Origin of the sequence: Oscillatoria sp. FACHB-1407 (assembly GCF_014697545.1) — a bacterium.
Taxonomy (GTDB): Bacteria; Cyanobacteriota; Cyanobacteriia; order Elainellales; family Elainellaceae; genus FACHB-1407.
This window is the reverse complement of the sequence record NZ_JACJSA010000005.1, coordinates 122,471-144,634: the sequence shown is the minus strand read 5'-3', so window position 1 is coordinate 144,634 and position 22,164 is coordinate 122,471. Positions and strand designations below refer to the sequence as shown.

Sequence of the window (22,164 nt, the reverse complement as noted above, 5' to 3'; positions counted from 1 at the left end):
CTGTCTTTATGACAACTACTGGACGCATTCACTCGATTGAAACCTGTGGTACGGTTGATGGTCCTGGACTCCGCTTTGTGGTTTTCACTCAAGGATGTCCGCTGCGTTGTCTGTATTGTCACAACCCCGACTGTCGCCATCCGTCCGATGGCAAAGAAGCCACCGTAGATGATCTGATGCACGAGATACAGGCTTACGCCTCCTACATTCAGTTTCCAGGAGGAGTCACGGTGAGCGGGGGTGAGCCATTGATGCAACCGGAGTTTGTCCGTGAGTTGCTGAAACGATGCAAGGAAAGCGGCTTTCATACGGCTCTGGATACTTCAGGTTATACCGATTTAGAAGCTGCTAAACCCGTTTTGGAATATGTCGATCTCGTCTTGTTGGATATCAAATCCTTTGACCCTGACCTTTACACGACCGTAACTCATGTCTCCATCGAACCCACCCTCAAATTTGCTCGGTATTTGAATGAAATTCACAAACCCGCCTGGATTCGGTTTGTGTTAGTGCCCGGTTTGACCGATCCAACTCCCAATGTTGAAGGATTAGCAGATTTTGTAGCCACACTGAAAAACGTTGAAAAGGTTGAAATTCTGCCCTTTCACAAAATGGGTGAATACAAGTGGGAGCAATTGGGCTATGACTATCAACTCAAAGATACCCAACCTCCAACATCAGAGGTAGTGGATCAAACCATTCATATTTTTGAAAGTCGAGGACTTAAAGCTGCCTGATTAATTAGAGCGACGTGTTTCAAGGTTGACAGAAGCGATCGATTGTTGACTCAAAGCCCAGAAGAACTCAAGAAAGGAAAACTATCATGACTGTTACCAACATTCAAGAACTTGAAGCACTAATTCAGCGAGTGAAAGCTGCACAAGAGAAGTTTGCTACTTTTTCACAAGAGCAAGTCGATGTCATTTTTAAGAAAGCAGCACAGGCTGCTAATAGTGCTCGAATTCCATTAGCAAAAGCGGCTGTTGCAGAAACAGGAATGGGGGTTGTAGAAGATAAAGTGATCAAAAATCACTTTGCGTCAGAGTATATCTACAACAAATACAAACACGAAAAAACCTGTGGTGTGATTGAAGAAGATAAGTCATTTGGTGTGCAAAAAATTGCTGAGCCTGTGGGCATTTTGGCAGGTATTATTCCCACCACAAACCCGACTTCAACAGCTATCTTTAAGGCGTTGATTTCGCTCAAAACGCGCAACGCCATTATCTTTTCGCCTCACCCCCGTGCCAAAAACTGCACGATCGCGGCGGCTCAATTAGTCCTCGATGCAGCTGTCGCCGCAGGTGCTCCAGCAGATATCATCGGCTGGATTGACGAACCTACTGTAGAGTTGTCACAAGCCTTGATGCAGCACTCCGATGTGAAGCTGATTCTGGCAACGGGTGGTCCCGGCATGGTACGAGCGGCTTACTCTTCGGGGCACCCCTCACTGGGTGTGGGGGCAGGCAACACCCCGGCGGTAATTGATGCAACGGCAGATATTCAAACCGCAGTTAGCTCCATTCTGTTGAGCAAGACCTTTGACAACGGCATGATCTGCGCCTCTGAGCAATCGGTGGTCGTTGAGGATGCCGTGTATGAGCAGGTGAAACAGGAGTTCTTCGCTCGCGGTGCCTACTTCCTGACGCCTGATGAAAAAGAAAAAGTTGGCAGTTTAATTCTCAAGAATGGACGCTTAAATGCGGCGATCGTCGGACAAACGGTCGCTGACCTGGCAAAACAGGCTGAGATCACTGTTCCTGAAGGAACGAAGGTGTTGATTGGGGAAGTGACCGACATCAGCGTTAATGAGCCTTTTGCCTATGAAAAGCTCTCTCCCATTTTGGCGATGTATCGAGCAACCCAATTTAATGATGCGGTTGGCAAAGCAGTGCAGCTGATCAACTTTGGGGGTCCCGGACACACGGCAGTGCTCTATACCAATCCTGCCAATCTAGATGACATCGCCTACTTCGAGAATACGATGAAAACCGCGCGGGTGTTGATCAACACGCCATCGTCGCAAGGGGCGATCGGCGATTTGTATAACTTCAAGCTCGACCCGTCGCTGACCCTGGGTTGCGGTAGTTGGGGTGGCAACTCGGTGTCGGAGAACGTAGGTGTGCATCACCTGCTCAACATCAAAACCATTTCGCAGCGGCGAGAAAACATGCTGTGGTTCCGGGTGCCGCCCAAGATCTACTTCAAGTATGGGTGTCTGCCTGTGGCACTGCGGGAGTTGGCAGATAAGAAACGTGCCTTCATTGTGACGGACACTCCGTTGTTTAAGTTGGGTGTGCTTGACCATGTCACCCGCGTTTTAGAAGAAATTGGGGTGCAATATGACATCTTTCACGATGTCGAGCCTGATCCCACTTTCGCCACCGTCAACAAAGGATTGGCACTGCTGCGGAGCTATCAACCCGATGTGATTATTGCGATCGGGGGTGGTTCTCCGATGGATGCTGCCAAAGTGATGTGGCTGATGTATGAACAGCCCGAAGTGGAGTTTGAAGGCTTGGCGATGCGGTTTATGGACATTCGCAAGCGGGTATATGAACTGCCAGCGTTGGGACAAAAAGCCATGATGGTGGCGATTCCTACCACATCGGGCACGGGTTCAGAAGTCACTCCATTTGCCGTTGTGACCGATGAAAAAGCCGGAATCAAGTATCCCCTTGCCGACTATGCGTTGACCCCCAACATGGCGATCGTTGATCCGGAATTGGTCATGAATATGCCCAAAGGTCTGACTGCCTTTGGTGGCATTGATGCCCTGACCCATGCGCTAGAAGCCTATGTGTCAGTAGTTGCGAGTGAGTTCACCAATGGCTTGGCACTGGAGGCGATCGCCCTGTTGTTTGAATACCTGCCCAGTGCCTACGCCAACGGAGCCAAAGACCCGATCGCACGAGAGAAAGTCCACTACGCCGCAACGATCGCCGGAATGGCATTTGCTAATGCTTTCCTGGGAGTCTGCCACTCGATGGCCCACAAACTGGGATCGACCTTCCATGTGCCTCACGGCTTGGCGAATGCCCTGATGATCTCTCATGTGATTCGCTACAACGCAACCGATGTGCCCTTCAAGCAAGCCATCTTCCCGCAGTACAAGTATCCCAACGCCAAAGATCGGTATGCCCAAATTGCAGACTATCTGCGATTGGGAGGCAACACCCCCGATGAGAAGGTGGAAAAACTGATTGAGGTGATCGAAACGTTGAAACATCAACTTGATATTCCTGCCACGATTAAGGAAACGCTCAAGGGCGAAGACCGGGAATTCTACGAAAAAGTGGAAGAGATGGCAGAGCAGGCGTTTGATGATCAATGCACCGGGGCAAATCCTCGCTATCCGCTGATTAACGACCTGAAAGAGCTATATGTGTTGGCCTTTCAGGGATGTAGACTCGATGCCGCACTGTTTAACAGCGAGTCCGGTGAGGCTGAACCTGAATTGGTGACGCAGTAAACGTTTGAGAACCTAACCTCCTATCCTCGTTCCCTTTGAGGGAAGGAGGAACCACAAGCCTCTCTCCTATAAGGAGCTACGGTGCATATAAATCTCTGCTTTTCTCCAAATTATGTGAGAACCAGGCATTGGGGGAGTCTCCCCCAAACCCCCAATTGGGGGACGCCACTGCCTCCCCCAAACCCCCTAGCAGAAGGTGTGTCGGTTAACCCAAAAGCGTGCTTCGCATCGGTTCCAAGTACGGGTACTTCGAGTTGTGACACGATGCTTGGCGAGGACTCAAAGTCCCCCAGAATTGGGGGATTTAGGGGGGCTGAGAGAACCTGTGTATACTCGGTAGCTCTTTATTGGAAGAAGGGATGGAGGTCGAACTATTGCAGAGGGTTCGATATGCACCTCAGCTTCATCCAAAACGATATGGTGCGATGGGCGATACAAAGCAATTTGCCCGATGGGGTCATCGCCTTAGAAAACCTTGAACAACTGTTGTCGTAGACGATGCGGGGTGGGATTATCTCACCCCTTTTTTACAGTTTGTTTGCGTGAGACTTAAGCTTCATCTTTCTTTTTTTCTCTCTTCTTTCTTTTTCTTCCTGTCTCACATTCTTAAAGGATTCCTCATGAATTCACTCACATCCATTTCCGTCAATAGCATGGGAAGTGTCGCCCCTTCTCATACTCCTTTCTTAGAGAGGCAACCCATGCAAACCCAAACTCACAGTGCCCCTGATCCAGCCTACGATATTTTGCGGAGCGATCGCCAACCTTTAGACTTCATCTTTGCACCAAAATCGGTGGCGGTGATTGGTGCGACAGAACGCCAGGGAAGTGTGGGGCGTACCCTGCTCTGGAATTTAGTTAGCAGTTCCTTTGGGGGCACGATCTTTCCCGTCAACCCTCAACGCAACAGCGTTTTAGGCATCAAAGCCTATCCCTCGATCGCCGATGTGCCTGATCCTGTAGATTTAGCCGTTATCGTGACCCCGGCGAAGACGGTTCCTGATATTATCCGGCAGTGTGCTGATGTTGGTGTAAAAGGGGCGATCGTCCTCTCGGCAGGCTTCAAAGAAACCGGAGCCGCAGGCATTGAACTGGAGCAGCAACTGCTGGATCATGTGCGCCGCAGCAAAATGCGGTTGATCGGTCCCAACTGTTTGGGCGTGATGAACCCCATCAGTGGCTTGAATGCCACCTTTGCCAGCAAGATGGCACGTCCCGGTAATGTCGGTTTTATCAGCCAGAGTGGGGCGTTATGTACTGCTATTCTGGATTGGAGTTTCCAGGAGAATGTCGGCTTCAGTTCCTTTATCTCCATCGGCTCCATGCTGGATGTGGATTGGGGCGACTTGATTTACTATCTGGGCGATGACCCCAACACTCAGAGCATCGTGCTCTACATGGAGTCGATTGGCAATGCGCGATCGTTCCTCTCGGCAGCACGGGAAGTTGCCCTGACTAAACCCATCATTGTGATCAAAGCGGGACGCACTGAAGCGGCGGCTAAAGCGGCGGCCTCTCACACCGGGGCACTCACAGGCAGCGAAGCTGTTCTGGAAGCGGCATTTCGACGGTGTGGTGTACTGTCGGTCAATCGCATCTCTGACCTATTTGACATGGCAGAAGTGTTGGCAAAACAGCCCCGCCCCAAAGGACCGCGCCTGACGCTAATCACTAATGCCGGAGGACCTGGGGTGCTGGCAACCGATGCCCTGATTGCTACTGGGGGTGAACTGGCAGACCTGACCGAAGAGGCTAAAACCTCGCTCAATAGCTTTTTGCCCACTCACTGGAGCCACAACAACCCCGTCGATATTCTGGGAGATGCTGATGCAACCCGCTATGCCAAAACGCTGGAGGTGTTGGCGCAAGATTCCAACAGCGATGGTGTGCTGGTAATTCTGACCCCACAAGCGGTGACGGAACCTGTGAAAACGGCAGAGTTGTTGAAATCCTACGCCAAGATCGCGGGCAAACCGATTCTCGCCAGTTGGATGGGGGGTTCCGACATTGAGCACGGGGAAGCCATTCTCAACAGTGTCAGTATCCCGACGTATCGTTATCCCGATGCGGCAGCACGAGTCTTTAGCTTGATGTGGCGATCGAGCTACAACCTTCAGGGCATCTATGAAACCCCTGTGTTACCTGCTGATGCCGATTTCACGCCCGATCGCACCCTGGTTCGGCAAATCATTGACACGGCTCATCGCGAAGACCGCACCATTCTGACAGAATACGAGTCCAAACAACTGCTGATGGCATACGGCATTCCCACTGTGGAAACCTACATCGCTGCTAGTGAAGCGGAGGCACTGCAACAGGCGGAGGCGATCGGCTATCCGGTGGTGCTCAAGCTCTATTCCAAAACCATCACCCACAAAACCGACGTGGGTGGTGTGCAACTCAACCTTAAGGATGCGGAAGCTGTGCGACAAGCCTATCGAGCGATCGCCTCTACCGTAGCTGAGAGAGCAGGTGCAGAGCACTTTGATGGTGTAACCGTACAACCCATGCTCAAACTGGATGGGTATGAGATCATCATCGGCAGCAACCTCGACCCGCAATTTGGTCCCGTGTTGTTGTTTGGCTCTGGTGGGCAACTGGTGGAGGTGTTCCAGGACAGTGCGATCGCCCTGCCTCCCCTCAATACCACGTTGGCGCGTCGTTTGATGGAACAGACGCAAATCTACAAAGCCCTCAAAGGGGTGCGGGGACGGTCTGCGGTTGACCTGCCCGGACTGGAGCAATTGTTAGTGCGGTTTAGCCAACTCATCGTTGAACAACGCTGGATTCAGGAGATTGACATCAATCCCCTGCTAGTGAAACCCCTGGATAGTGGCTCCTCCCAACCACTGACGGCTCTGGATGCGCGGGTCGTTATTCATCCAAAAGGTACTCACGCAGAAGACCTGCCCAAACTGGCAATTCGTCCCTATCCTATTCAATACGTCTCAGAATGGACGTTGCGCGATGATACCCCCGTCACGATTCGCCCCATTCGCCCTGAAGATGAACCCCTGTTGCGTCAGTTCCACCAAACTCTGTCTGAGCGCAGCATCTATTTGCGCTATTTCCACATGGTGAAGCTCAGCCAGCGCACTACACACGATCGCCTGATGCGGCTCTGCTTCATCGACTACGATCGCGAGATGGCACTGGTCGCAGAACACCACGACCCCGAAACCAACACGAAAGAAGTTTGGGGGGTAGCCCGGTTGAGCAAGCTACATGGCAATAATGAGGCGGAGTTTGCCATGCTCGTGAGTGACCAGTATCAATGTAAGGGCTTGGGAACCGAGTTGCTCCGTCGCTTAATTCAGGTGGGGCGCGATGAGAGACTGGAGCGGATCAATGCCGAAGTTCTGGGTGAGAACACGGGAATGCAGCACGTTTGCGAAAAACTCGGTTTTCGGATTAAACGCACAGCAGATCCAACAGTTGTGCGGGCAGAGTTGATTCTTTAGGAAAGAGGTTGATGGTCAATGGTCAATGGTCAATAGTTGATGGTCAATGGTCAATGGTCAATAGTTGATGGTTGATGGTTGATGGTCAACGGTCAATGGTCAATAGTTGATGGTCAATGGTCAATGGTCAATGGTTGATGGTTGATGGTCAATGGTCAATAGTTGATGGTCAACGTTCAATGGTCAACGGTCAATGGTTGATGGCTAGTGGTCAATAGTTGATGGTCAACGGTCAATAGTTGATGGTCAACGGTCAATAGTTGATGGTCAATGGTCAATGGTTGATGGTCAATGGTCAATAGTTAATGGTCAACGGTCAACGGTCAATGGTTGATGGTTAGTGGTCAATAGTTAATGATTAACGAGCGATAAACGAATGATCGTTAACTCCTAACTTCTGACTCCTGACCACTGACTATTGACTATTGACTACTGACTCCTTACCACTGGCTCCTGACCACTGACCACTGACCACTGACTATTGACTATTGACTCCTTACCACTGGCTCCTGACCACTGACCACTGACTATTAACTATTAACTATTGACCATTGACCATTGACTATTGACTATTGACTACTGACTCCTTACCACTGGCTCCTGACCACTGACTATTAACTATTAACTATTGACCATTGACCATTGACTAATGACTATCTACGAGACACCACTCATCACATTCTCCTCGACCTGGAGCCGATCACAGGGAATGTGATCCGCCAAGATGGAGGTCGCCAGATTACCGACGTGAATTTCTAACTGAGCGTGAGTTGGTGCTTCAAACATCAGGCGTTGCCCAGGAAAAACTACTCGCTCGAAATACCAGTTGGTAATGTTAACGATTCGAGCGATCTGAATTTGACTGGTTGCATTGACGTAACAGCAAAGCACCGGATTAGAGAAATCGGTCGGTAACTGATCTAAAATCTGAGTCATTTTGAAGTAGCCTCACTCAACACATTGTTAAACAGCACTGCTTAGCAGTGCTACGTTGCCTTGCCATTACGCTGTTGTAATAGATTCGGCACTTTGCCTCGGTTCCAGCAAGGGCGATAGTGCCCCAATCGGATCTGTAGACTAGGAAAACGAACTCGTAACTTGATATAACATGTTCTAAAAATCCTGAGGACAATTATGCCCTGATCTCGTCTAATTGAATCTGATGTCTGTGATACAAGAGACTAGAACAACACAAAATATTCAAACAGCGATTTCTGAAAACACACCATCTTTAAATTAATGGCAGTTATTAAGGATCTTAATATTTCTTATTTATTTTAAGGTAAGTATTTCTACTTGGTCAATCAAACTTTTGAAAGAGATTAATAAAGGTTTTGGGTGTTTGTGTTGCGTAGTGCTGTGATCGTAGCGATCGCCCCTGCTGCGACCTGATCCATTTCCTCGGCTGTGTTAAAGCGTCCGATGCCAAATCTGAGAGACGCATAGGCTAATTGAGGCGATCGCCCTAATGCCGTGAGCACATGCGACGGCTCAGTTTTGGCGGAAGAGCAGGCAGACCCCGAGGAAACGGCAGCGATCGGTTGCAAGCCCAGGAGCAAAGCCTGCCCATCTACTCCCTCGACGCTGATGTTGAGGTTTCCGGCGAGTCGCTGAGTTGCATGACCATTCAGGTAAACGCCACCCAGGGGTTCCAACGCCGACCAGAGGCGATCGCGCAGTCGTTGCACCCGTTCCGTTTCCTGGGGCATTTCTGCCAAGCCCAGTTCCACCGCTTTGGCAAACCCGACAATTTGGGGAGTGTATAATGTGCCCGATCGCATCCCTCGTTCGTGACCCCCACCATGCAGTTGTGGAGCCAGTTGCACTCTGGGATTGCGTCGTCGTACATACAATGCGCCAATCCCTTTGGGACCATAGACCTTATGAGCCGTCAGCGACATCAGATCGATGTTCATTGCATTGACATCCAGCGGAATTTTGGCGATCGCTTGAGCCGCATCGGTGTGAAATAGAACGCTGTGCTGCCGACATAACTCGCCGATCGCTGCTAGCGGTTGCAACACCCCGATCTCGTTGTTGGCTGCCATTACTGAGACTAAAATCGTGTCCGGTCGAAACGCTTTTTCTAACTGGTCTAAGTCAATCAGCCCATCCGGTTGGACGGGTAAATACGTTACCTCAAAACCGAGAGATTGCAAATAACGGCAGGGGTCAAGCACGGCACTGTGCTCTGTTTGTACGGTGATCAGATGTCGTCCCCTGGAGAAATAGGCTTCTGCCACTCCCTTGATGGCTAAATTGTTTGCCTCCGTCGCCCCACTGGTAAATACGATTTCTTCGGGAGTTGCTTTAATGGCATCTGCCAGGGTTTCTCGTGCCAGTTTCACTGCCGCTTCTGCCTCCCACCCGTAGGCATGGGTCAGGCTAGCGGGATTGCCAAAGTGCTCCGTGAAGTAGGGCAGCATGGCATCCAGCACTCGTGGGTCAACGGGAGTTGTAGCGTGGCAGTCGAGGTAGATGGGCATGGCCGTGGGGGGTGTGAGGGTGTGAGGGTGTGAGGGTGTGAGAATCGCTATCTATGATTGACCATTGACCATTGACCACTGACCACTGACCACTGACTACTGACCATTGACCACTGACCATTGACTACTAACCATTGACTCCTGACCACTGACCATTGACCATTGACTACTGACCATTGACCATTGACTCCTGACCATTGACCACTGACCATTGACCATCACCCCTTCTCATCTGAAGCAAAGACCAATTGCGGCACCACATGAGGCACTGTCTCCAGGGTAATCAATTTGCCGATGCCTAGGAAGCGATCGCCCTGACGAACTTGAAAAATATCAGTTGCAGAATCGATCGCTTCAGATAATTCAATCCGCTGTCCCTGACACCAGCGTTTGGTCTGAGCCTCATCAAGGGAAATCGTGGGTAGGTGGGAAAGAGCGATCGCTGGGGGAATGGGTTGAAAGGTGTGTGCCTGAATTTGCTCGGCTAGGGTTTCCAGGGTGAGGCTGTCCTTAAGCTGGAAGCCACTGCTTTCCGTGCGAATCAGGGCAGCGAGGGTTCCCCCTGTGTTGAGCAAAGCTCCCCAATCGCGAGCGATCGACCGAATGTAAGTACCCGCACCACAGGCGATCGCCACCACCAGTTCGGGGAACTCGCCCGATCGCCACTCCAAAATCTCGATGTCATACACTTCCACCGTTCGTACGGGGGCCTCTACCACCTGTCCCGATCGCGCCAGGTCATACAACCGCTTGCCCTGCACCTGGATCGCACTGTAACTGGGAGGAATCTGCTGGATCGTCCCCAAAAACTGCGGCAACAGTGCCTTTACAGTGTCCAAATTCAGCTCAGGAGCAGGCGTTTTCGTTAACACCTCCCCCTCCAAATCGTCGGTGGTGGTTGTCATGCCAAAGCGAATCGTCGCCTGATAAGCTTTCCCAGATGGCAGATATTGCAACAACCGCGTGGCGCGTCCCAGGGCGATCGGCAATACCCCGGTTGCGGCAGGGTCGAGGGTTCCACCATGTCCGACTCGCTTGAGCCGCAATAGCTTTCTGACCTTTGCCACGCAATCATGAGAGGTTAATCCGGCAGGCTTGTTTAAATTCAAAAATCCATCCATGGGTTTGTGTAGGGCAGAAGGCAGAGAGCAAATGATGTCGAACTCATCTAAAGATCCTGCATTCTACCGCAACCTAACCCCGTTCGTATGGGCGAACTATTCGGCGCATAAGATCTCCAACTTCATCGCAATTTTGCTTGTATGGGGCAAAGCATACTGCCCATCGCTGTAGGGGCGTTTCGCAAAACACCCCGACGGAATTCACCCGTTGGATCAGCAACACCAGAATTTTCTATCGGATGCTTCACCCCTGCCGATATCCTTCTCTTACTCCTTCTTTTTTCTGTCTTTCCTTTGCAAGACACATAAATCACGTCTCTTCCCTTTTATCCTTTGTCCTTCATCCTTTATCCTTTCCTTACCCCTTCTTTCCTTTGCAAGACACATAAATCACGTCTCTTCCCTTTTATCCTTTGTCCTTCATCCTTTATCCTTTCCTTACCCCTTTTATCCTTGATCCTTCATCCTTTATCCTTTCCTTTATTCTTCTTTCTTCCCTCTTCTTTCTTCCTATGCATCCCCTTCCTCCCCTCAACCCCGATCTTGATGTCACTCAAAACCATTACTGGAGCTATCACGGTTTAGAAACCCTATTGAGTTGCAAACAACCGCTGACAGCTTCGCAGGATGAGGATTTGTTTATCACGGTGCACCAGATCTGCGAACTGGGATTCCACCAGATGATTATCGATTTAGGGCGAGTGCTGGATGCGATCGCCACTGCCCTCCAAGACGCATCAGACCCTATCATTGGCGATACCCACGAGGCGTGTTATTTTCTGACGCGAGTGCTCAAACTCTATGAAGTAGCGGTAACAACCATGCCCATTCTCACAACCATGCGGGCATTTGCTGAATTTCGCACCACGATTGGTCCTACGAGTGGGTTTCAATCCTTTCAGTTTCGCCATCTGGAAATCATGAGTGGCGTGCCAAAGTATTGGGAAGGTGGAACTCGTAATGCCGAGGGCAAGCTGCATGTGGCTGAAACCGAATTTGAAAAACGGTATGGGGCGCAAGTTGCGGAATGGCGCGATCGCCACCAACATCACAGCTTGACCCACTATTACAACCTATTGCTGCAACGGGTAGATGCCTCTTCCCTGGAGGAAAAAGTCAGTACCCTTTTAGAACATCCCCAGGCTCATCCTCTGTTGAAACAAATGCAGATGTATGACCTGTTACAAACTCGGTTTCATCGAGCGCATTTGGGATTAGCTGCACAACAACTCAAATTGGTAGGAGCCGATGTCGGTACAGGCGGCACCTCCTTTCGGCAATACCTCGCTAAATACGAAGCAGAACTCGCACCCCTGTTTCCAGGATTGAGTCAAACACCTGAAATATAGCCGTAGTCACCCCAGTTAAGACAAGGCACTCAACAGGACAGACGCGATTAATCGCGTCTCTCGCAGCAGGACTCCAATGCATGTCCTAATGGTTTTGGCGATCGCTATATAAGCAATCCTCTGTAGAGGTATGGCATTCGGTGACGCTTCCTCGCTCCGTTCAAAAAATGGCTGACCCAATGCTACACCTCAAAGTTTCCCAGAATTGGGAGATGTGGGGGGCTATGAAGACGTTACCCTTATAAAGCGGCTTACTCAGCGGTTTCAGCAACATCTTGACGACGCTCTTCTAGACGGGCTTCTTCGCCTTGTTTAATTTCTAATTCCAAGAAGTAATTGAGCAACGTTCGTAGTAGAACGATCGCCCCCAAATTCAGAATATCTTGACGGGTTGGAGCCACTGCCGTTCGCAAAATATCACTGGCAACTGTAAACTCCAATCCTAAAATCAACACTTCTCCCAATTGCAACCGAATCGTTTCAATGATGTTTCCAGGTTGCCGTCCCTGAATCACTAACCGTTGCACATAAGTGGCAATGCCTCGAAACACAGCACTGCCAATGACGATCGCGGCAGCAATTTCTGCGGCAGCCGCTAAATAACCCACAATCGGTTTGAGCCACTGTTCTAGGGGATTCTCTAATTCTTGCGATCGCTCCACTGACTCGACATCTAAACCGAGAATCAGGACTAATCCCAAAATGAGTGCTAACGGTAATAGAGCATTAATAAAAGCTTCAATGGGTAATTTTTGTTTCATAAAAACTGGCGAGAGTAAGAAGGGGCAACCTATGGAGAATGGATAGCCAGTATTGTCCCACTCTTTATCCGTCGCCCCTCACCCTTTATCCCTAATCCTTTACCCTTCTCCACATCACCCAAAGTAATTGGTCACGGCCAACACTCCGGCTCTCGCATCACCTGCGTTAAGCGCAATGCCTGTGACGTTCACCACCAGATCGCGACCGGGGACAAAACCAGCCCGATTATCGTTGGCTACTAAATACGTGCCTCTACGCCAGGTCAGAAGAACCGCTTCGTTAGCGGCTAACCGCTGGTTGCCCCGTCGCCGTTGATCTTTATCGGTAAAGGCAGACCGAACTGCATCTAGCAACGTGCGAGTCCGCTCCACCCCAGTGTTAAACAACCCTCTCGGCAAATTGGTGGTTGCCAAATTGTTGTCAATAGCGAGGACAATTTTGTCGCCCTGCGCCACGTTAAACCCAAGAATGCGATCGGGTCTGGCGATGAGAGAATTGGCAAACGCGATGCGCTGATTGCGTCCGGAGTAGATATAGCGATCGCCCCCGTCGCCTCCGGTTAGAGTGTCGCCCCCGATGCCCCCGTTTAGCAGATCATCACCTGCCCCACTGGATAACACATCGTTGCCCCCCAATCCGGATAGGGTATCGTCCCCTTCGCTGCCATTCAATCGATTGGGGCGATTATTGCCTCTAAGGGATTGGCTCGCTACGAGTTGGAATCCAGCCACACTGGGGTCGTGGTCACTCTCTTGATCAGCAAACTCTGAGTTGATGTGTACCACGTCATAACCGTTTGTCCGACGCAAAAGATTATTACTCACCAGAATGTGATCCAGCGTTTGAGCGTTGCCTTCAAAGTTGTAGGTGTAGCGTTCACCGGGAGGTAACGTTTCAATCAGGGGTGTGAGTCCGGCACTTCGCAGAATGTTGAGCGGTTCAGAAAACTCAAAGTCGTTGAGGTCGCCGACCACCATGATATTGGCATTGGGGTTAATTGCCAGAATGCTCTGGGCAAAATCACGAACAATTGTCGCTTGCTGACGACGCTGCGTTTCAGTGGTTAGAGTTGGGGGTTGAAAGCGTCCCAGAAGCGGTTGATCGCCTCCCTTAGAGTTGAAGTGATTGGCGATGACGTAGACCGTTTGCCCGTTAAATACAAACTCACCCACAAGGGGTTTGCGACTGCTAGCAAAGGCAGCATTGGTAGGGTCAAGCCGTCCCGGACTCGCCGAAATTTGCGGTCTGCCACCAACATTGCTGACAGTGGTATTCGTCGTTGAAGTGCCACCGGGGCGATCGACAAAGCTGACTCGTGCCGGATTGAACAGGAACCCCACCCGAATGTTGCCCCCCGGTTGTCCCCCATCCTGATCATCCACCGGGTCAATCTGACGGAACTGATAAGTGGGACCCCCCGCAGCGGCGATCGCATTAATCAGCGTTTGATAGGTCTGTGTTGCATCTACTACCGCATCGTTCGTTGCCCCGTTGTTGTCCTGCACTTCCTCCAGGCTGATAATATCGGGCGATCGCAGATTATTTACAATGCGGGTGGCTAGAGCGGTAAATTTGCTCGTGTCATCGTCGCCATCTGCCGGATTGGGGTCTAAGTTTTCGACATTAAAGGTCGCAACGGTGAGTTGATTGGGATTAGCAGCCAGGTTGGTCACTTCCCGTTGCAGGGTCGATGGCTGGACAACCGTTGGAGCTGTGGAAACTAACACTTCGTAGTTGCTGAAGTCATAGCTCACGACGCCAGTCACCGTGCTGAGTTGAGCACCGACATTGACTGTGGGCAGAACGAGGGAATTGTTCAAATCATCAATTTGAATTCGCTCTGGGTTAAAGTCGCTGGCGGTAATCAGGCTACCCCCTCGCGTCGTGCGACTGGTGGCATTAGCTCCGTTGTCTGCCAGTACCCAAATTTCTTCAGACGTGCCAAAGACATTGGTGGGAGAAGTGGCGATCGGGTTGTTAATCTGAACCCGCATTCCTTCTAAACTTTCGTAGAAGTCGATGCCATCCTGAGCAGGATCAAATGTAGTTGCGGGGTTCTCTACCGTTCCTCCAGATGCATCGTTGCTGATGATCTGATTGGGAATAGTGCGTCCCCCGTTGCCTAATACGATCGCTGCTGGTAAAGGGTTATTGGAAGACACCACTGAAACGGTAGGACTGCCAATCTGAGTAATTGACAGGTTGTTTGTCCCTCCAGAACCACCGGGACGAAACTCGCTAACCGTACCACTGACTAACACCGAGTCGCCTACAGCTACCGTTGGTGCAGAGTTGGTAAAGACAAAAATCCCCTCTGAAGTGGCATCATTGGTATCCGGGTTGGGGTCTTGCAGGTAAAACCCATTCGATCGCAAAACGGTGACAATTCCCGGTACATTGCTCACGCTTTGTCCGTTGAAGGGTGAGACGTGTGCTGCTCCTTGAATATCGCGAATGCGAACCCCAGCACCATTGTTATTGGTAGGTGCTCCAGTCGTGCCAGTGATGTTGATGTTATCAATGCCGATTAACTCGTCGTTGCTATTTGCATTTGCCGTGATAATTCGCACTTGCACCTGAGGCTGATTCGCTGCATTGGTAGGTAATACCGCACTCACTTGTGTAACCTGATCCGCCAAGCTGGGACCCGTACTGGCATCGGCAACAAAGGCCGCAGGAACATTGATAAAATCTCCAGTTGTGCCAACTCGATATTGCAACGCGACAGGCTGCACGGCGTTGTCAGAGGAGTTGTCAATATCGCGTAGTGTATACGCCACATTCACACTGTTGACCCCGGTTGTGTTGAGATGAATTAACAAAAATGGAGCATCGGCAGTCCCCGATGCTTGCAACGCCACCACTGGGTCAGTCAATTCAAACTCAGCCACACCCCCCGCTGTAAAAAGAATCGGATTGGTTTGATTGGCGTTAACATTTGGCGCAGTGGTTAAGTCAGCGACAACGCTTTGTGGATCAACACCTGGAGCAGGATTACTGAGATCATCTCCTAGATATCCAATGATGCTGGGAACATTTGACCAGTCCGCATTCGTTGTAATTAAGCCTGTGTTACTCCAATCTTGAGTAAACGCTCCTGCGGCAAGGTTGTGATACTCGGCTGACATGTCTCATCCCCACTTTGTTAATCATGCAATTACGGGCTTTTAACCTACAATTAACGATCGCAACCCGTTTCGCCACGAGGATAGCACTGGATCTTGAAATTGCAGGGAAAGCGATCGCCCCAATCTACCTCTGCTAAACTCCAATTAATTTACTGCGATGGCTGTAAAAGCTTTATGGCAAGCCATTCAACGATTTGGTAAGGCGATCGCTCATCCTATAGAGCTTTGATGGGAATTTCTTATGTATCGTATGTTACAGTCTTTAAGCTTCTCTCAATCAGGTTGCCATCATCCCAGAAGACTGCCCCTAATTTCCCTCTAAAAGCTACTTATCAAGGATTTTGTTAAGGCTCGTGGATTAAATAACTCCGCAAACTGTACGGGCGAGTTTAGCAGTCCAATTGATATCCTGTCATGGAATTGATGGCGAAACCCGCCCCTACCCACTATCAACCTTATTGAATTTCCCTTCTTAACTCTGTATCAATACTGAAAGAATTGCTTCAAACTGAAATTGGTATCCGTAATTTCCAGTGTTGAAGTCTTAAATTGCTGTTTTCAACTGCATCATTTCTATTTTCGACTGCGTCGTTTCTATTTTCGACTGCGTCGTTTCTATTTTCGACTGCGTCGTTTCTATTTTCGACTGCGTCGTTTCTATTTTCGACTGCGTCATTTCTATTTTCGACTGCGTCGTTTCTATTTTCGACTGCGTCGTTTCTATTTTCGACTGCGTCATTTCTATTTTCGACTGCGTCAACGCATATCAAAACCCCATTGGCGGTATTCAAAATAGAAACTGATGTATTTTGGATGGTGTTCCAAACCTGTTGATAGCCTCTGTAAGACCCCCTGTAGTCCCCCTTACCAAGGGGGACGGCGACAGCCGGGGGTTAGTAGCAACAGATCTGAAACACTACCCTTTCTGTTATACCTCCTTTGTTACGCAACTTGTGCGATCGCCATCCCGTCAGGATGTGTTAGCGCAGCGTAACGTAACCTGTATATCACCCCAATAAACTCTCAACCTTAAGCTGTGGAGCATTTGTTGCATTTGGGCAGTGCGATCGCCCCCGATACAGCACGTGAGTCTTTACTATTGACTCTAGTAATTTCAACCAGTAACCCGTTTATCCGGTGTTGCTGAGCCAATCTATGAATTTCGGAGGGATGTTTCGCGAAACGCCCTTACAGCGGTAGTCAGTTTTTGAGAATCATATCTGCATTCAGCAACGCCTTTTATCCTATATAGACTGAAAGCACTTCTAGTTCTCATGATGTGCTTTATCCTATGTCCATAATCATCAGGCAGAGATGGATGAGTACATCGAGAGAAACCGAATCCCTGATCAGTTAATTCACTAGCATGAATCGCAATAGTCTCATAGGGTGAAGTCCTGGTTCTACGTCCTATCTAAGCTAGAAGGAAATTTAGTCAGCCTGGAGACAATAGCGATGAAAAAAATAGCCGTATTTGGCAATGCTGGAGGGGGTAAATCAACCCTCAGTCAAAAACTGTCAAATATGACTGGTTTGCCAGTTTACATCCTGGATAAGGTTCAATACCAACCGGGTGGTGTGGCAGTCTCACGGGAAGACTACAAGCGCATCCATCAAGAGATTTTAGCCACTGACCAATGGATTATTGATGGGTTTGGTTGCATGGAAACACTCTGGCAACGTCTTGATGCAGCGGATACGCTAGTGTTTGTAGATTTACCTATACAGATGCATTTTTGGTTAGTCACTAAACGATTCATCACAGGTTACGTTCAACCACCCTCAGGTTGGCCTGAAAAAAGCCCGATCTTCAAAAGTTCGATGAATAGTTATCGTGCGCTTTGGCTCTGTCACAAACGGTTGACGCCAAGATATCGGGAATATGTCAAACAAGCACAGGGTACTAAATGTGTTTATCACCTGCAATCAACTAAACAGATTGCCCAGTTTCTTGAATCGGTTGAGACTGGAAAAACAGCGATCGCATTCCCTCACTCCTCCACTCTCTAATTTCCAACCCATTTACCCCTTCACCCTTGTGTCACAAAACCCAATCGAGGCAACGCCACTGCAATTAAAAAGATAGATAACTGAGTTGCCACAATGCTTGGACCCGACGGCAAATTAAACGCTGCGGAAACGACCATGCCTAACACAGCACTCAATGCACCCAAACCTGTTGAGAGCAACACATAACTCGTAAAAGTGCGGCTCAGTAATCGCGCTGCACAAGCAGGAATCACCACAAACGCGCTCACCAGCAACACCCCGATCGCCTTGATAGAGATGCCCACCACCAGTGACAACAGCACAATAAATGCAGTGCGATGAGCGTAAACGGACACTCCACGGGCGATCGCCAACGGCTCATGCAAAATCAACAACATTTGTGTCCGTAATGTCAGTCCAACGAACACAATACAGACTAATAACAGGACAAAACTGAAGATCAGATCAGCATCTCGAACTGCCAAAATATCACCAAATAGTAAGTTATCAATTCCACCTTTGTAGCGACCTACAAAACTAAGAACGATGACGGAGATCGCCAACGATGAGGAATAAATAATATTCAGTAAAGCATCTGTCCACAGTCGTGTTCTCTCTAACAGATACGTGACCCCCAATGCGAACAACACCGCAAATGGCAGCAACACCACCGACGGGTTTAACCCCAGCAATAAACCCAGACTAATTCCTAACAAGGCGGAGTGTCCTAACGCATCACTAAAAAACGACAGTTGCCGCAGAATGGTAAAACTGCCCAACAGTCCACCCATCAAACCCGTCAGCACTCCGCCAATGATGGCTCGTTGCATAAAGGGAAGTTGGAAAAGTTCGATGATACGAGTAATTTCAGCGTTCAAAGACATAAGGGAAGGGAGTGGGGAGTGGGGAATAGGGAGTGGGAATAATAGGAGGTAAGACGGGTTTAGAGGATATGTGATTGTGGGTGGGAAGATTCAGTCTTATCGAGATTTAGAGGTTTGGCAACAAGGGATGACTTTGGCAGAGGCTTGTTATCACCTGACAAAGACTTTTCCAAAGGAAGAAGTCTATGGCTTCGTTGGACAAATTCGTAGAGCAGCAGTTTCAATCCCTGCCAATATTGCTGAAGGATATGGACGAGAATATCGAAACGAGTACATTCAGTTTCTTCGCATTGCTCAAGGCTCCTTAAAGGAACTAGAAACCCATCTTTTGTTGGCTGTTCGTGTTGACTTGATCTCTATACAAATAGCGCAACCAATTCTGGATCATTGTGAGTCTACTGGAAAATTACTTCGTGCCCTCCTCCGCGCTCTACAAAAAACCTAATATACTTCTGCCCACTCTCCACTCCCTACTCCCTACTCCCCTTTCAATGATGATGTTGATATCGAACAAACTCAGACCCATAAGCCGAGGAGAGATTATCGGGGGAGAGTGTTACTTCTGGAATGCCTTGACATAGTAAGGTTTGATTGAGGCATAGGACGCGATCGCAATGTCGTCGCACCATCTCTAAATCATGAGAAATTTGCAAAATTGCCCAGCCTTGCTCATGCTTGAGTTGATACAGCAGTTGATAAAACTCAGATTCGCCGCGCATATCCAAGCCAGCAGGAGCCTCATCAAGAATGAGCAACCTGCGCGGATGCACCAGACAATACGCCAGCAAAACTCGCTTTGTTTCACCGCCTGAAAGCCCACTAATTGGCTGATGGCGGAGATGGTTTACATCCACTCTTGACAATGCTTCTCGAATCGCATGACGCCGTTTTCTGGAGTTTGTCCAGGGAAGTTGAAAACCCAGACGATCCCACCCCAACCCGACAAGTTCTTCGACCGTGATGGGAATGCGGCGATCGAACAGGAAGTTTTGGGGCAGATAAGCAATCTGCTGACGAATAGAGCGAGGGAGGGAACCCGTACGACTGAGCGGTTGACCCAGGATAAAAACATCCCCTGACTGACGCGGTAGAATTCCCAGAATCGCCTGAACCAGTGTACTTTTACCCGCACCGTTTGGACCCACGATCGCTGTGTCCGTTCCCGCTTCTAGTGAAAACGACACATTCTTTACCGCCGCGTAGGTTTCTCGATAGACGGTTAATTGCTCAACGGTGAGTACGGTTTCTCTCAATCAATACCTCGTCAGTAATGAGTAACGATAGAAGGTAGGGGTTCGACAGGTTTACCCATGGGACAATGGGGCAGGGGTAAGAGATAAAGGCAGTTGGTTAGTGCGCTGAGGTGGAATTTCGTTGATGGTCAATGGTCAATGGTCAGTAGTTAATGGTCAATGGTCAATGGTCAGTAGCTGAGAGTCACGAACCAGTTGACCACACCCTACTTCCTATTCCCCACTCCCTACTCCCTACTCCCTATTCCCCCCTTACTCTGGTGAGCCGCTAAAGGCTGCGATCAAACTCTGAGCATTCTGGCGCATAACCGTTAAATAATATTCCGGTTCAATAGCTTCGGCATCACCCGTCTCCATCGGGTCAAAGATGCTCACAGTGACATTTAAGTCCTCCGCCAGTGCCGCGAGTGACTCTTCTCCAGCTTGTGGTTCCGTCAGAATCGTTTTGAGACTGGATTCCTTCACTTCATCTGAGATGCGTTTGACATCATCTGGCGAAGGGTTTTCATCGGGGACATCGACTAAAAATTCTGCGTCTAGCCCATAGCTCTCAGCAAAGTAGGGAGCAAAATCATGAAATGCAACAAAAGTCTTTCCGGCGTAGGGTTGCAGCATGGCTGTAATTTCTGAGTCGAGTTCCTTCAACTGCTGAATGTAAGTGGCTGCATTGGCAGTGTAAACCGCTTCCCCTTCAGGATCAGCGGCAATTAACCCATCCCGAATGTTTTCAACCTGCTCGATCGCCCGTTTGGGGTCAAGCCAAACATGGGGGTTAAATTCGCCGTGCTGATGTCCAGCTTCGGCGTGTTCCGCTCCGTCGGTGTGTTCCGCTTCGTTAGCATGATCATGCCCATGGTCTTCGTTTTCATGGGCGTGTCCTTCAACGTCTTCCGTTGCAATAGTTGCAATGCCTTCACTGGAATCAACCATTTGTAAGTCTGGATTTCCTGCGTTATCAACCAGATCTTCTAAAAATAGCTCCATTTCTAAGCCATTCTGCACCAACACATCCGCCTGGGCTAGGCGTTGGACATCTTCTGGGGTTGCCTGGTAGTCGTGTGGTCCCACATTCGTCGGTAGCAGTTGTGTCACCTCGGCGCGATCGCCTGCCACTGCCTTCGTAAACTGAGTGATTGGTAAAAATGTTGTCACGACCTGCAATTCAGCCGTTTCAATAGGAGATGTCTCAGCTTGAGGAGATTCAGAAGTCGAGGTTGAAGTATCCGCAGCACAACTGCCTAGACCCAGGGCGATCGCTGACGCAAGTAGCACGGATAGCCGACGAACTGGTCTACTAGAGGAATGAACCCCTGTTTTGAGATGAACCATAGTTGAACATCCTCAATGTAATCAGTGGGTGAGACTGAGAATGATTATCGTTCGCTATTCTACAGCAATCCTCGTACAAGTTGTCTTAAAAAATTTGGAGGAGGGAGGAAGCTGACTGCCTGACAAATCTTTGATGCTTGGCGATTGAAATCGCAGCTATAAGAGCAAAACCCGCCGACGCGGGTTACAGAAAACCTGGATGCATCCAGTGCGCGTCGGCGGACTTCGATTGGATAGGCGCGAATTCCATCCGCCAGCCACAACAGGGAATATCAAGGGTTTCAGAACTTTTGTCAGTCAATCAGGGGAGGAAGGGCAAGGCTAGATGGGTCATATCAACTTAACTCCGCACTCGCCATTCCCTATTCCCCATTCCCTTGCAGACGCGATCAATCCTCTTCCCATTCCTACTCCCCATTCCCTTGCAGACGCGATCAATCGCGTCTCTTCCTATTCCCCATTCCCCTTTCTACTCTAGAATTGATGCTCTATAGTTGCGGCAACCTCAATGGCTTGGAGGCAGAGAATGGGAGGGCAATTCATCGAAGCATGGCGAGGCATTCTCAGTCGAGCCAGTCATCGCAGCATTCTCAGTATCGGCAGCACTGGCAGCATTTTGAGCATCGGTAGTGCAGGCAGTATCCTCAGCATCGGCAGTGCGGGCAGCATTTTGAGTTTTGGTAGTGCTGGTAGCATTCTCAGCGTTTTCAGCACAGGCAGTGTGTTGTCGGTGTTCAGTGCGGGCAGCGTTTTAAGTGTGCTGCAATTTGGTGCAGGATGGTATGTCAGGTAGTGTTATGTAGCAACTGTCGAGACAGTTAATATAGCTTTGGTCAGAAAGCTTAAGGCAAAGACAATGGCTCAAACTCGGATTCTAGGGGAGCTTTCTGACTCGTCCCATCGAATGTGGCTATCGTCGATCTAAGTGAA

The 22,164-nt window shown here is 49.5% G+C and carries 17 protein-coding genes and 1 pseudogene; 7 read left to right on the top strand and 11 right to left on the bottom strand.

Annotation, left to right across the window (positions count from 1 at the left end):
• Window positions 1-8: 8 nt before the first annotated feature.
• The 3 genes from pflA to H6G89_RS10390 all read left to right on the top strand — a co-directional run bounded on the left by pflA (window position 9) and on the right by H6G89_RS10390 (window position 6,933).
• A complete protein-coding gene (gene pflA / locus H6G89_RS10400) occupies window positions 9-737 on the top strand; it encodes a pyruvate formate-lyase-activating protein (RefSeq protein WP_190505739.1) in 729 nt (242 codons plus the stop codon).
• 86 nt (window positions 738-823) lie between these two features.
• Window positions 824-3,472, top strand: a complete 2,649-nt coding sequence (gene adhE / locus H6G89_RS10395) for a bifunctional acetaldehyde-CoA/alcohol dehydrogenase (protein ID WP_190505737.1) — start codon at window positions 824-826, stop codon at window positions 3,470-3,472.
• Window positions 3,473-4,173: 701 nt separating this feature from the next.
• Window positions 4,174-6,933, top strand: coding sequence for a bifunctional acetate--CoA ligase family protein/GNAT family N-acetyltransferase (locus tag H6G89_RS10390; RefSeq protein WP_190506116.1), 2,760 nt, complete (start codon window positions 4,174-4,176; stop codon window positions 6,931-6,933).
• A 675-nt stretch (window positions 6,934-7,608) separates the two neighbouring features.
• On the opposite strand, the pseudogene H6G89_RS10385 reads toward H6G89_RS10390, so the two are convergent.
• The 5 genes and pseudogenes from H6G89_RS10385 to truB form a co-directional block, all read right to left on the bottom strand.
• Window positions 7,609-7,869 (bottom strand): annotated as a pseudogene (locus H6G89_RS10385) (DUF1830 domain-containing protein); the annotation flags it as partial.
• A gap of 386 nt (window positions 7,870-8,255) precedes the next feature.
• Window positions 8,256-9,419 carry an IscS subfamily cysteine desulfurase gene (locus H6G89_RS10380; RefSeq protein WP_190505733.1) on the bottom strand — a complete coding sequence of 388 codons (1,164 nt, stop codon included), beginning with the start codon at window positions 9,417-9,419 and terminating at the stop codon, window positions 8,256-8,258.
• A complete protein-coding gene (locus tag H6G89_RS10375) occupies window positions 9,379-9,540 on the bottom strand; it encodes a hypothetical protein (protein ID WP_190505731.1) in 162 nt (53 codons plus the stop codon). The genes H6G89_RS10380 and H6G89_RS10375 overlap by 41 nt, the downstream gene beginning before the upstream one ends.
• Window positions 9,516-9,638, bottom strand: coding sequence for a hypothetical protein (locus H6G89_RS35655; protein ID WP_255519389.1), 123 nt, complete (start codon window positions 9,636-9,638; stop codon window positions 9,516-9,518). Before H6G89_RS35655 ends, H6G89_RS10375 begins: the two co-directional genes overlap by 25 nt.
• Entirely contained in the window at window positions 9,638-10,540 is a 903-nt protein-coding gene (gene truB / locus H6G89_RS10370; RefSeq protein ID WP_190505729.1) for a tRNA pseudouridine(55) synthase TruB, read from the bottom strand. The genes H6G89_RS35655 and truB overlap by 1 nt, the downstream gene beginning before the upstream one ends.
• Before the next feature lie 512 nt (window positions 10,541-11,052).
• Between truB and H6G89_RS10365 the strand changes: the two genes are divergently transcribed.
• Window positions 11,053-11,889 (top strand): tryptophan 2,3-dioxygenase family protein, encoded by an 837-nt coding sequence (locus tag H6G89_RS10365; RefSeq protein ID WP_190505727.1) that lies wholly within the window; start codon window positions 11,053-11,055, stop codon window positions 11,887-11,889.
• A gap of 15 nt (window positions 11,890-11,904) precedes the next feature.
• Here H6G89_RS10365 and H6G89_RS10360 read toward each other — a convergent pair whose 3' ends face one another.
• From H6G89_RS10360 to H6G89_RS10350, 3 genes are all read right to left on the bottom strand, one after another.
• Window positions 11,905-12,069 carry a hypothetical protein gene (locus H6G89_RS10360; protein WP_190505725.1) on the bottom strand — a complete coding sequence of 55 codons (165 nt, stop codon included), beginning with the start codon at window positions 12,067-12,069 and terminating at the stop codon, window positions 11,905-11,907.
• A gap of 71 nt (window positions 12,070-12,140) precedes the next feature.
• Window positions 12,141-12,650: a DUF1622 domain-containing protein gene (locus H6G89_RS10355; protein ID WP_190505723.1), complete on the bottom strand. Its 510-nt coding sequence runs from the start codon at window positions 12,648-12,650 to the stop codon at window positions 12,141-12,143.
• A 114-nt stretch (window positions 12,651-12,764) separates the two neighbouring features.
• Window positions 12,765-15,779 (bottom strand): bluetail domain-containing putative surface protein, encoded by a 3,015-nt coding sequence (locus H6G89_RS10350; protein WP_190505721.1) that lies wholly within the window; start codon window positions 15,777-15,779, stop codon window positions 12,765-12,767.
• Window positions 15,780-17,234: 1,455 nt separating this feature from the next.
• Between H6G89_RS10350 and H6G89_RS10345 the strand changes: the two genes are divergently transcribed.
• Window positions 17,235-17,789 carry an adenylate kinase gene (locus tag H6G89_RS10345; RefSeq protein WP_190505719.1) on the top strand — a complete coding sequence of 185 codons (555 nt, stop codon included), beginning with the start codon at window positions 17,235-17,237 and terminating at the stop codon, window positions 17,787-17,789.
• A 20-nt stretch (window positions 17,790-17,809) separates the two neighbouring features.
• On the opposite strand, the gene H6G89_RS10340 is transcribed toward H6G89_RS10345, so the two are convergent.
• Window positions 17,810-18,652, bottom strand: a complete 843-nt coding sequence (locus tag H6G89_RS10340) for a metal ABC transporter permease (RefSeq protein WP_190505717.1) — start codon at window positions 18,650-18,652, stop codon at window positions 17,810-17,812.
• A gap of 76 nt (window positions 18,653-18,728) precedes the next feature.
• On the opposite strand from H6G89_RS10340, the gene H6G89_RS10335 reads away from it, so the two are divergent.
• Window positions 18,729-19,097 carry a four helix bundle protein gene (locus tag H6G89_RS10335; protein WP_309229767.1) on the top strand — a complete coding sequence of 123 codons (369 nt, stop codon included), beginning with the start codon at window positions 18,729-18,731 and terminating at the stop codon, window positions 19,095-19,097.
• A 43-nt stretch (window positions 19,098-19,140) separates the two neighbouring features.
• Here the strand turns inward: H6G89_RS10335 and H6G89_RS10330 are convergent, their stop codons facing one another.
• Window positions 19,141-19,905, bottom strand: coding sequence for a metal ABC transporter ATP-binding protein (locus H6G89_RS10330; protein WP_190505715.1), 765 nt, complete (start codon window positions 19,903-19,905; stop codon window positions 19,141-19,143).
• Window positions 19,906-20,157: 252 nt separating this feature from the next.
• A complete protein-coding gene (locus H6G89_RS10325) occupies window positions 20,158-21,234 on the bottom strand; it encodes a metal ABC transporter solute-binding protein, Zn/Mn family (RefSeq protein WP_190505714.1) in 1,077 nt (358 codons plus the stop codon).
• Between the two features lie 526 nt (window positions 21,235-21,760).
• Here H6G89_RS10325 and H6G89_RS10320 point away from each other — a divergent pair.
• Window positions 21,761-22,027, top strand: coding sequence for a hypothetical protein (locus H6G89_RS10320; RefSeq protein ID WP_190505712.1), 267 nt, complete (start codon window positions 21,761-21,763; stop codon window positions 22,025-22,027).
• Window positions 22,028-22,164 lie beyond the last annotated feature (137 nt).

Bases quoted from the DNA above. Each gene is read 5' to 3' on its own strand.
- pflA (WP_190505739.1), top strand. From the start codon at position 9: ATGACAACTACTGGACGCATTCACTCGATTGAAACCTGTGGTACGGTT.
- adhE (WP_190505737.1), top strand. From the start codon at position 824: ATGACTGTTACCAACATTCAAGAACTTGAAGCACTAATTCAGCGAGTG.
- H6G89_RS10390 (WP_190506116.1), top strand. From the start codon at position 4,174: ATGCAAACCCAAACTCACAGTGCCCCTGATCCAGCCTACGATATTTTG.
- H6G89_RS10380 (WP_190505733.1), bottom strand. From the start codon at position 9,419: ATGCCCATCTACCTCGACTGCCACGCTACAACTCCCGTTGACCCACGA.
- H6G89_RS10375 (WP_190505731.1), bottom strand. From the start codon at position 9,540: ATGGTCAGTGGTCAATGGTCAGTAGTCAGTGGTCAGTGGTCAGTGGTC.
- H6G89_RS35655 (WP_255519389.1), bottom strand. From the start codon at position 9,638: ATGGTCAATGGTCAGTGGTCAATGGTCAGGAGTCAATGGTCAATGGTC.
- truB (WP_190505729.1), bottom strand. From the start codon at position 10,540: ATGGATGGATTTTTGAATTTAAACAAGCCTGCCGGATTAACCTCTCAT.
- H6G89_RS10365 (WP_190505727.1), top strand. From the start codon at position 11,053: ATGCATCCCCTTCCTCCCCTCAACCCCGATCTTGATGTCACTCAAAAC.
- H6G89_RS10355 (WP_190505723.1), bottom strand. From the start codon at position 12,650: ATGAAACAAAAATTACCCATTGAAGCTTTTATTAATGCTCTATTACCG.
- H6G89_RS10350 (WP_190505721.1), bottom strand. From the start codon at position 15,779: ATGTCAGCCGAGTATCACAACCTTGCCGCAGGAGCGTTTACTCAAGAT.
- H6G89_RS10345 (WP_190505719.1), top strand. From the start codon at position 17,235: ATGAAAAAAATAGCCGTATTTGGCAATGCTGGAGGGGGTAAATCAACC.
- H6G89_RS10340 (WP_190505717.1), bottom strand. From the start codon at position 18,652: ATGTCTTTGAACGCTGAAATTACTCGTATCATCGAACTTTTCCAACTT.
- H6G89_RS10325 (WP_190505714.1), bottom strand. From the start codon at position 21,234: ATGGTTCATCTCAAAACAGGGGTTCATTCCTCTAGTAGACCAGTTCGT.
- H6G89_RS10320 (WP_190505712.1), top strand. From the start codon at position 21,761: ATGGGAGGGCAATTCATCGAAGCATGGCGAGGCATTCTCAGTCGAGCC.